Below are 9,578 nucleotides of genomic sequence, written 5' to 3'. Positions count from 1 at the left end.
CATAACAACCCTCTCTCATTTATCTTGAACTCAAGATTATATGCTAAGCTATTATCTTCAATTGAAGATAGATTTGAGGAGCACTGGCATGCACGACACGCAGGAACGGACATCCTGGACTGACTACCTCCTCACCGCGTTGGCCCCTGCCATCTGGGGCTCGACTTATATCGTCGCCACCCACCTGCTGCCGCCGGACCGGCCATTCACGACCGCGCTGCTGCGCACGCTGCCGGCCGGCATCTTGCTGACGCTGTGGGCCAGGCGCCTGCCCGAACGCAGTCAGTGGGGTCGGCTGGCGCTGCTTGCCGCGCTCAATATCGGCCTCTTCCAGGCCTTGCTGTTCGTGGCGGCCTACCGCTTGCCGGGCGGCCTGGCGGCCGTGGTGGGCGCAATCCAGCCGCTGCTGGTGGTCGCGCTCGCGTGGGCGTGCGAGGGACGCCGCGCCAGCGGGCTGGCGATCGCGTCCTGCGTGCTGGGGGTACTCGGCATGGCGGCGCTGCTGCTCGCGCCGGGCGCCGGGTGGGATGCGCTCGGCATTGCCGCGGCGCTCGCCGGCGCTGCCTGCATGGCCGGCGGCACCTATCTGACGCGGCGCTGGAAAACCGATGTGCCTGTGCTGGCGTTCACGGGCTGGCAATTGCTCGCGGGCGGCGCGATGTTGCTACCGGCAGCGTGGGCCATCGATCCGCCGCTGCCGGCGCTGAACGGCGCGCACATGCTCGCCTACGTCTACCTGGTGCTGATCGGCACCATGGCCGCTTATGTGCTGTGGTTTCGCGGCCTGGCGCGGCTGTCGCCGGTGGCGGTGTCGTCGCTCGGTCTGCTTAGCCCATTGGCGGCCGTGGTGCTTGGCTGGGCGTTGCTGGGGCAAGCCATGACGGGCGTGTCGCTGGCCGGGCTGGCGACGGTTTTCGCCAGCATCGTTGCGGTGCAGTGGGCCACGCTGCCTGACGCGCAAACGCCAGCACCGGCCGGCGGCAATCCATGCAAGTCGTAAAGCCATTTTTTTTAACTACCCAAAGGAACGCACCATGAACAACAGCATCAAGAGCCTCATCGAAGCGCGCATTTCGGCCAATAACTATGACACCAGCCGTCCGGTGTCGGACCTGGAAATAACCGAGCTGGTCCGCCTTGCCACCCTGGCGCCGTCGGCCTACAACTTCCAGAACTGGAAATTCATCGCCGTGCGTGGCGGCGGGGCCAAGGCGCGCTTGAAAGCACTATCGTTCGGACAGCAAAAGGTTGCCGATGCGCCCGTTACCTTCATCGTCTGCGGCACCCTGGCCGCGCACGAAGGATTGGCCGAGGCGCTGCAGCCGTCGGTCGAGGCGGGCATCGTCGACAAGTCGGTGTTCGATACCTGGCTGCTCATGGCCAGTCGTTCGCATCTGGACAACCCCCAGTTGCAGCGCGACGAGGCCATCCGCTCCGCATCGCTGGCAGCCATGACGCTGATGCTCGCCGCCCAGGGCATGGGCATGTCCACCGGATCGATAGGGGGCTTCGAAGCCGAGGGCGTGGCGCGCGAGTTCGGTTTGGCGCCGACCGAGATACCGGTGATGCTGGTGACGGTCGGCTATGCTACCGAAGGCAATTGGCCGCAGAAGCCGCGCAAGCCCTTGCACAAGGTGCTTGAGTTCGTTTAAACGATGGGTGTACGGCGCCATTGCCACCGGACTGATGCTGCCGCGCCCGCCCACCCTGTCGGGACGGCTCGACGGCAGCGACTGCGGCGCACATTCGGCCCTAGCTCATTGTCAGCAAAACTAGCGGGCAGATGACTAGTCCCGCCAGGACAAAGACGATCAGAAAAAGCGAGGCGTACCACCGGAACGCGGACTGTAGCATTGGCGGCAACTTTCCGATGTATCGGCTCCCCGGCTGAAGATTTCCTTGTGTAGGGTGAAACCAGATACACGTACATAAAAGCGCCCACGGCAGGAAAATGAGGGGGCCGACAATGATCCCGGCTAACAATCTCGCATTGCCGGGTACATGGAGCATACTGACGATCAGCATGCAAAGGCCGACTATTGAAACCAGGACGAACCACCATCTTCGCCTGAAGAGCCTGGTGGCAATATTAGAAAACATTAAAGGCAGCATCTATACGCTCATTTAGGCCAAGACCTATTCGCTTAATCGATTACTTTGCGAACGGCAGGTTATAGCCGATCTCGATTGTTCAGTGTACGGCAATTCTCGACCCCGAAGCGGACGTCCACTAATTCTGCAAAGAGATCAAGGGGGGCGTCCGATGCTCCTCCAATGCCTTCTCGAAGTCTTCTCTGCATTCAGAGACCGTCCCGTACGTCTGCGTTTCAGCAAGACAAAGTTGGTCATCCATAACGTTGAAAAGATCGTAGAGGTCAGAATTTCCTGCCGCGCGAGCGATTTCTCTGGCTTGCAGAACCGCTTGGCCAAGGTAATCGTTTGCAGTCGTCAACGTCAGAGACAGCCGCCCAAGCAATGAGCTGCAAACCAGGTCTACGTCGGGTTCACCCTTGACGTCATTGAGGTCAGAGATGAGCTGCGGCAGGGGCTTGCGCCATGAGACTTCGATTATTTCTCCCGGCGGCTCATCCATCTCATCGATGACTGAGATTGCCCAGTCTCTGGCTTCTTGCGGCTTACAGAGGCCGACCTCCACTCCGATGCGGAAATACTGAGCAAAACTCGCTAGCGAAGGCCTCATGTAACCTCTTTTTCAAATGTAACGTCCGCTCTTGGCCGATAGCAGATGCCGAGAAAGGCTGAGTGTACGGCGTGTTTTACTTCATTAGCAAGCGTGAGGTTCGGCCAGGCATCCTCGACACGTCAGCAGCCCTGCCCGCTTCGTGCGACACTGGCGGACTTTGGTAATTGCACGGTGGGAATAAATCGATGTGGACTGGCGTACTGTGCGGCCTGCTGGCCGGCGCGATGTGGGGCATGGTGTTTATCGTGCCGGAATTGTTGCCGGCGTTTTCGCCGGTCGAGCTGGCCGTGGGCCGCTACATCGCCTACGGCGCCATCGCCACCGGATTGATGCTGCCGCGCCTGCGCACCCTGCTGGGGCGGCTCGACCGCAGCGACTGCGGCGCGCTGGTGCGCCATGCGCTGGCCGGCAACATCGTCTACTACATGCTGCTGGCGCTGGGCGTCAAGCTGGCGGGCGTGGCGCCGACCTCGCTCATCATCGGCCTGCTGCCGATCACCGTCACCCTGCTCGGGCGCAAGGATCATGGCGCCATTCCCTTGTCGCAACTGGCGCTGCCATTGCTGGCGGTCGCCGCCGGCATCACCTGTATTAATATCGATGTGTTCCTGCATGCGCGCGCCAGCGGAGCCGCTGCCGGCGCCACCTTGCTGGGCGTGCTGTGCGCGTTCGGTGCGCTGCTGTGCTGGAGCTGGTACGCGCTCGACAATGCGCGCTTCCTCAAGCGCAATGCGCATTTCAGCAGTGCGGAATGGTCGGCGCTGTACGGCATGGCCAGCGGCCTGATCGCGCTGGTGATCGGCGGGCTCGCGTTCGCCATCTGGCATGGCGACGTCACCGGCGCCGCGGGCGCCGCGAGCGGGCGCAACTGGACGGTGTTCTGGATCACCAACGCCCTGCTCGCCCTGGGCGCGTCAGTGATCGGTAATCACCTGTGGAATATCGCCAGCCGGCGCGTTCCGGTCACCTTGTCGGGACAATTGATCCTGTTCGAGACCCTGTTCGCGCTGCTGTACGGCTTTGTGTATCACCGCCAGTTCCCGCGCGTGCTGGAAATGGCGGCGATTGTGTTGCTGGTGGCAGGCGTGGTGTGGGCAGTGAGGATGCATGCGGTGCAGCCGCTCGCCGAGCAGACTGCCACGCACGCCTGACACGGTGCAGCCTTAACGGCGCTGCTGGCTCTGCTGCTGTATCGACAAGCTCAGCCTGGTCAAATCTTCCTTGCCCAGCATCGGCAACTGCGCCAGCAAGTGCGACAAGGTCGAACTGCCGCTCAGTTCCAGCTCGGATGACTGCACCAGCACCGTGCCGGCGCCGGTAAAGTCGACCTGCTTTTCCTCGCCCGACAGCGTAAAGCCCGTCAGCGCGCCCACGGTCGACACGAAGCCCCTGACGTGCTCGTAATCGTAGCGGTACGACGGACTGGGGCAATCGGCCCAGCCCAGCACGGCCTGCTCGTCGACCCGGCACGGCAATTCCAGGAAGTGGACCGGCCCGTTCGACGAGGCGATGATCTTGCCGGTTCCGAGCAGGGTCAGGTAGCCCGGCAAGGTCGATTCCTGGCAGATCACGTTCTTCGTAAAGCCCAGCAGGTTCTTGGCCCGGATCGTCATGTTGGCCGCGTCCAGGTCGTAGCAGGCCAGGTCGTTGCCGTTGTCGCCCAAGATCAGCTGGCCATTGCCCTGCGCGACCACGAAGTTGTGGATGTACTTGGGCGCGTTAAAGGCGTGGCGCGCCAGCATGTCGACCACGCTGCTGCCCATGGCCTCGAAGGTCAGGTTGCCGTAAAAGGCAATCATCTTGCCCTTGCGGATGAAGATCTGGTCGTTCACATCCACCACGAAGGCAAACCGGTTCAGGTTATCGTTCTTGGGTAAATTCACTGGATTGTAGATTGTCATGATTTACCTCTCGCTCGCTTGAATGTAGACCGTGCCCTGGCCAGTGAATTTGACTTGATACGATTCGCCCGAGGCCTGGCCGACGAAGGTCTTCCAGTTCAGGTCGGTGATGATGGTCGAGCTCAACTGCCCGGTATGGCCAATGTAGGCTTGCGGATCGACGCAGACCGGCACATCGGGCGTGACCGGCAAGCCGATGGCGTTGCCGTCCGACAGGATCGCCACATCGCCCGTGCCCTGGAAGGTGCTGGTGAACAAACCCTGGCCCGACACGGCGCCGCGCGCCATGCCCTGGATGCCGCCCTGGTTGCCGAGGAACATGGTTCCGGCGGTCAGGCGCGCGTCGAAGGCGAGCACATTGTCGCTTTCGACGTACAGGGTGTCGCCGCGCACCGGGACGATGGTGACGAACAGGCCGTCGTAGGCGTAGTAGACCGAGCCGCGGCCCTTGGCCAGCATCAGCGAGTAGCCCTCGTTGGTGGCGGCGCGCATGGCCAGGGTCTGCACGCCCTGCCCCGCGAGGAAGGAACGGCTGAAGGCAATCTCGCCCTGGTACGAAATCATCGCACCCTTCTTGGCGAAGACTTCTTCGTTATTGAGTTTGACCTCAATCATTTTTTCGTTGATTTGCTGGTACGCCGGCATGGCATTCTCCACTTGATTCGATTATCGGTAGCGCGTCGCGCCGCCCTGTCAGCGTTCCGCAGGCTGGATGAAGACCACGCCCTGGCCGGAGAATTTGTGCTGGTAGGATTCGCCCGAGGCTTCGCCCACCATGGTGCGCCAGTTGACGTCGAACACGAATTCCTGGGTGATATTGCCCTTGTAACCGATAAAGGCGTCCGGATCGACGCGCAGCGGGGTGGAGGGCGTCACTTCCAGCATGATCAGGTTGCCGCGCGAGATGACGGCGATGTTGCCCTGCCCCTCGACCGTGGTGCTGAACAGGCCCTGGCCCGAGACCGCGCCGCGCAGGCCGGCGAAGCTGGTGCCGGTCTTGAGCGAGGTATCGTAGGCCAGCAGGCTGCTGCTTTCGATGGTCATTTTTTCGCCGGATAGCGGAATGACGGTGATTTCGGCCGCGTTCTGCGCGAAAAACACGGTGCCGGTGCCCGAGGTTTGCATCAGTTGCATGCCCTCGTTGGTCACCTTGCGCTTGAGGGCGCCGAAGATGCCCTCGCCGCCGAGAATGGATTTTTCGAATTTGATGGCGCCCGTGTAGGCAACCATGGAACCGGCGATGGCAAGCACCTTCTCGTTTTGAAGGGTCACTTCCAGCAGGCGATCGGAATTATTACGGAAACGGGTCACGGCTTACTCCTGACAAAAGCGGTCGCGGCGCGGCCGCCGGCAACCAGAACGTCTCATTCTGGTTGTGTCAGGCAGGTGTGTCAAGACAGCAATGCGTGGCTCGCCCCGGCGGACCTGGCAACCCCACCGGGCGCCCGGCGCGCCGGATCAGTGCTAGCGCGAGCGAGACCGGTGCAGACCGCCCGAATCGCTGCTCTCGCGCGCATCCTTGATGCGGAAGTCCGAGGCCGGGCTGGTGCCCGAGCGCTCGTCGTCGTTCTTGTGGCGCTGGTCGCGCTCGCGCTCGATTTCGCGTTCGATGCGCGAGGCCGGCCGGGGATCGGGTTTGGTGGTTTTCATATCACACGCTCCGGCGCGAGGTGCAGCGCATAAAATTGGCGATGCGGTCATTGCTGGAAACGGTCAACTGCGGGGTTTTCATGATGTCTTTCAGTGAGAACAATTACTGCATGAACTCAGTATGCGCACGCGAACCTGCGCCGTATGTTCGACTCTTAACACAAATCATTGAAATCCCGCACCCCTTGATCCTAATAGGCCTTTCCGGTCAGGCCCAGCTGTATTTGCCAGAGCGCGCCGGCGCCCGTGATGAACAAGGTCTTGCCGTCCGCGCCACCGAATGCCGCGTTGGTGATGTTGGCATCCACTTTGATCGTGGCCAGTTCCTTGCCGGCCGGCGAAAACACGCGCAGGCGCTGCGCCGTGTGTTCGGTCACGTAAATATTGCCCTGGCAATCGACGGTCATCCCGTCGGGCACGGCCAGGCCCTTGACCAGGTCGCGTCCCTCGCCCGGCACACCGCGCACGATCGGGTAGGCACGCAGCACGCCGTGCTCGCCGCCGCCATTCACATACAGGATATCGCCCGCCGGCGACAAGGCCACGCCGTTCGGGTTGGCGATGCCGCGTTCGACCACCGTCACCTTGCCGCCGGGCGCCACGCGGTAGACGCGGGGGGCGTCCTGCCCGCCCGGGGCGGCGTCGCGCTGGAAGGATGGATCGGTGAAATAGATCGTGCCATCGGCGGCAATGGCGAGGTCGTTGGGCGAATTGAAGACCTGTCCGTTGTAGGTGCCGGCGACCCGGGTGCGCTTGCCGCCGGGGAGAGCGAAGCGCGACACACCCTTGTATTTGTGGGTGCCGGCAACGATGTTGCCGCGCGCATCGACGGCCAGGCCATTGCTGCCGCTGTCGGCGATCACCGTGCCGACCTTGCCGTCCGGCCCCAGCCGCTGGATACGCGACGGAAAACCGGCGCCGAAGGTGAAGTCGGAAAAATACAGGGAATCGCCGATCCATACCGGGCCTTCGTACAGGCCCGCTTCCGCATGGGCCGGCGCCGTACCGGCCACGCGCGCGGCTGTCAGCACGCCGCTGGGGGCCACGCCGGCGCACTGCGCCGCGGCCGCGCTGTGCGGCACGGTCAAGCCAAGCGGCAAGCTCAGTGCCAGGGCCAGGCGCAGCGTCAGGCGCGGCAGGGAACGCAGGGGCAGGGTCGGCAGCATCGGTATCCTTGTGAAATGTTAGCGCTATCAAAATGATCATTGTAGCAGCGGTTCGTGCGCGCGGGCCGGCGTGGCCCGACTCGCCTATACTCCACGCATCGCCCTGACGCACCGTGCGCAGCGGCATCTGATCAGTGAGGAATCATGGAACGTGAACACCCGGCCGGCGCCACGCCGACCCTGTCGCAGGAGCACTTGGCCGAATTGCAGCAAGCCAAGCGCCTGCTGGAGCATCCCGGCTACGTGGCCCGCATCACCGATGTGATCGGCATGCCGCTCGAAGCGGCCGTCAAGGCCCTTCCCGCCGCGTGGACCAGCAAGATTGCCGCCGTCACCAACGCGTCGCTGACCAAATGCCTGAACGTGGCCAACGCTACCTTGCGCCCATCCGGCACCTCGTCGTTTCCCAAGCTGCACAGCGCGGCGGTGGCGCTGAGCGGCGCGGCCGGTGGCGCCTTCGGCATTGCCGGACTGGCGGTGGAATTGCCGGTGTCCACGGTCGTCATGCTGCGTTCGATCGCCGATATCGGCCGCTCGCAAGGCGAAAACCTCGCCTCGGGCGAAGCGCAGCTGGCCTGCCTGATGGTGTTTTCGCTGGGGGGCAAAACGGCCGCCGACGATGCATCGGAATCGGGCTACTACGCGGCGCGCATTGCGCTGGCGCAGGCCATGTCCGAGGCGACGGTCTATCTTGCCAAGCACAGCCTGGCCAGCGAAAGCGCGCCGGCGCTGGTGCGTCTGATCGCCCAGATCGCCACCCGCTTCAATGTGCACGTGTCGCAGAAAGCGGCGGCGATGATGGTGCCGATCATCGGCGCGGCCGGCGGCGCGCTGGTCAATACCCTGTTCATCAATCACTTCCAGGACATGGCGCGCGGCCATTTCACGGTGCGCCGGCTGGAGCGGCTGTACGGTCCGGATGCGGTCAGCTCCGCGTATCTGCAATTGCAAGGCTGAACCGCGAAGGTGCCCACACTGTTGTCTGGCGCACAGACCAGCAGTGACCGCGACAGGCACAGTATGTCCACGACAGTTACTCATGCCGCAGGACAAACATGCCTTACGACCGCACCGCCATGCCGAACCGTATTTCCACCTACACCGAGCCGCGCACGCCCGGCTGGGGCAGTATCGCCCTGCTCGCGGCCGCCGGCCTGGCCGCTTCGGCGATGTATGTGCAATCCAAAAAGCGCGAGGCCGAGCTGGCCAATCCGGCGCAAGGCAATGTGATCGAAGTCGATGGCGTGCGCCTGCACTATCTTGAGCAAGGCGATGGACCGCCGCTGGTGCTGCTGCACGGGAATGGCCTGCATGCGGACGACTTCGCTCTCAGCGGCCTGCTGGAAACCGCGGCCGAATCGCATCGCGTGATCGCGTTCGACCGCCCGGGATTCGGGCACAGCGAACGGCCCGACAACACCAGCTGGACCCCGGAAGCGCAGGCGCGCCTGATTTACAAGGCATTACGCATGCTGGGGGTGGAGCGGCCGGTCATTGTGGGGCATTCCTGGGGCACGCTCGTGACGCTGGCGCTGGCGCTGGAGTATCCGCGCTACGTGCGCGGCATTACGCTGGTGTCGGGCTATTACTATCCAAGTTTGCGTCTTGATGTGCCGCTGGCGTCGGCGCCCGCGCTGCCGCTGCTCGGGCAGGTGCTGCGCAACACCGTGGCGCCGCTGCTGGGCCGCCTGCTGTGGCCCGCCCTGACGCGGCGCATGTTCGGCCCGGCCGCGGTGCCGGAACGCTTCAGCGAGTTTCCGGCGTGGATGTCACTGCGGCCGGAGCAGCTGGGCGCCAGCGCCGCCGAAAGCGGCATGCTGGTGGCCGCAGCCGAGCGCCTGTCGCAGCGTTACGGCGAGCTGCGCCTGCCGATTGCCGTGCTGGCCGGCTGCGAAGACCGGGTTGTCAGCGCCGAAGGCCAGGCGGTACGGTTCCATCACGAAGTTCCCCATAGCGACCTGCAGCTGGAAGACGGCTGCGGGCACATGCTGCACTACGCTCGTCCCGACCTCATCATGGCAGCGGTTGCCAGGCTTGAGGTCGGGGCACGCGCGGGCCTCGCGCATATTCCGGCGTGGGCCCAGCACGACACCGGCGCGACGCTGCACTAAGGCGACGCCGCGCTTATCTTTTTTTCACTGCCACAAGGAGAACTAC

Annotated in this window: 11 protein-coding genes; 5 read left to right on the top strand and 6 right to left on the bottom strand. The window is 63.4% G+C overall.

Annotation, left to right across the window (positions count from 1 at the left end; translation table 11 throughout):
• The first annotated feature begins 88 nt into the window (after window positions 1–88).
• A complete protein-coding gene (locus RBA40_RS22595) occupies window positions 89–1,000 on the top strand; it encodes an EamA family transporter (protein WP_306650141.1) in 912 nt (303 codons plus the stop codon).
• Between the two features lie 34 nt (window positions 1,001–1,034).
• Entirely contained in the window at window positions 1,035–1,652 is a 618-nt protein-coding gene (locus RBA40_RS22590; RefSeq protein WP_306650130.1) for a nitroreductase family protein, read from the top strand.
• Window positions 1,653–2,230: 578 nt separating this feature from the next.
• Here the strand turns inward: RBA40_RS22590 and RBA40_RS22585 are convergent.
• A complete protein-coding gene (locus RBA40_RS22585) occupies window positions 2,231–2,701 on the bottom strand; it encodes a hypothetical protein (RefSeq protein WP_306650129.1) in 471 nt (156 codons plus the stop codon).
• 188 nt (window positions 2,702–2,889) lie between these two features.
• On the opposite strand from RBA40_RS22585, the gene RBA40_RS22580 reads away from it, so the two are divergent.
• The gene (locus RBA40_RS22580; RefSeq protein WP_306650128.1) at window positions 2,890–3,855 is read left to right on the top strand and encodes a DMT family transporter; all 966 of its coding nucleotides are present in this window, start codon (window positions 2,890–2,892) and stop codon (window positions 3,853–3,855) included.
• 12 nt (window positions 3,856–3,867) lie between these two features.
• On the opposite strand, the gene RBA40_RS22575 is transcribed toward RBA40_RS22580, so the two are convergent.
• From RBA40_RS22575 to RBA40_RS22555, 5 genes are all read right to left on the bottom strand, one after another.
• On the bottom strand, window positions 3,868–4,605 hold the full coding sequence (locus RBA40_RS22575) for an AIM24 family protein (RefSeq protein WP_099877557.1): 738 nt from the start codon (window positions 4,603–4,605) through the stop codon (window positions 3,868–3,870).
• A gap of 3 nt (window positions 4,606–4,608) precedes the next feature.
• Window positions 4,609–5,250: an AIM24 family protein gene (locus RBA40_RS22570; protein WP_306650126.1), complete on the bottom strand. Its 642-nt coding sequence runs from the start codon at window positions 5,248–5,250 to the stop codon at window positions 4,609–4,611.
• 48 nt (window positions 5,251–5,298) lie between these two features.
• Window positions 5,299–5,916, bottom strand: coding sequence for an AIM24 family protein (locus tag RBA40_RS22565; RefSeq protein WP_208640158.1), 618 nt, complete (start codon window positions 5,914–5,916; stop codon window positions 5,299–5,301).
• Window positions 5,917–6,069: 153 nt separating this feature from the next.
• On the bottom strand, window positions 6,070–6,255 hold the full coding sequence (locus tag RBA40_RS22560; protein WP_306650124.1) for a hypothetical protein: 186 nt from the start codon (window positions 6,253–6,255) through the stop codon (window positions 6,070–6,072).
• Window positions 6,256–6,446: 191 nt separating this feature from the next.
• Complete coding sequence (locus RBA40_RS22555; protein WP_306650122.1) at window positions 6,447–7,421, bottom strand: SMP-30/gluconolactonase/LRE family protein; 975 nt, start codon at window positions 7,419–7,421, stop codon at window positions 6,447–6,449.
• 144 nt (window positions 7,422–7,565) lie between these two features.
• On the opposite strand from RBA40_RS22555, the gene RBA40_RS22550 reads away from it, so the two are divergent.
• Together RBA40_RS22550 and RBA40_RS22545 are read left to right on the top strand one after the other, a co-directional pair.
• Window positions 7,566–8,378: an EcsC family protein gene (locus RBA40_RS22550; RefSeq protein ID WP_306650120.1), complete on the top strand. Its 813-nt coding sequence runs from the start codon at window positions 7,566–7,568 to the stop codon at window positions 8,376–8,378.
• Between the two features lie 98 nt (window positions 8,379–8,476).
• Entirely contained in the window at window positions 8,477–9,532 is a 1,056-nt protein-coding gene (locus RBA40_RS22545) for an alpha/beta fold hydrolase (protein ID WP_306650118.1), read from the top strand.
• Window positions 9,533–9,578: the final 46 nt, after the last annotated feature.

Origin of the sequence: Massilia pseudoviolaceinigra, from assembly GCF_030846505.1 — a bacterium.
GTDB lineage: Bacteria > Pseudomonadota > Gammaproteobacteria > Burkholderiales > Burkholderiaceae_D > Telluria_A > Telluria_A violaceinigra.
This window is presented reverse-complemented; position numbering and strand designations above follow the sequence as displayed.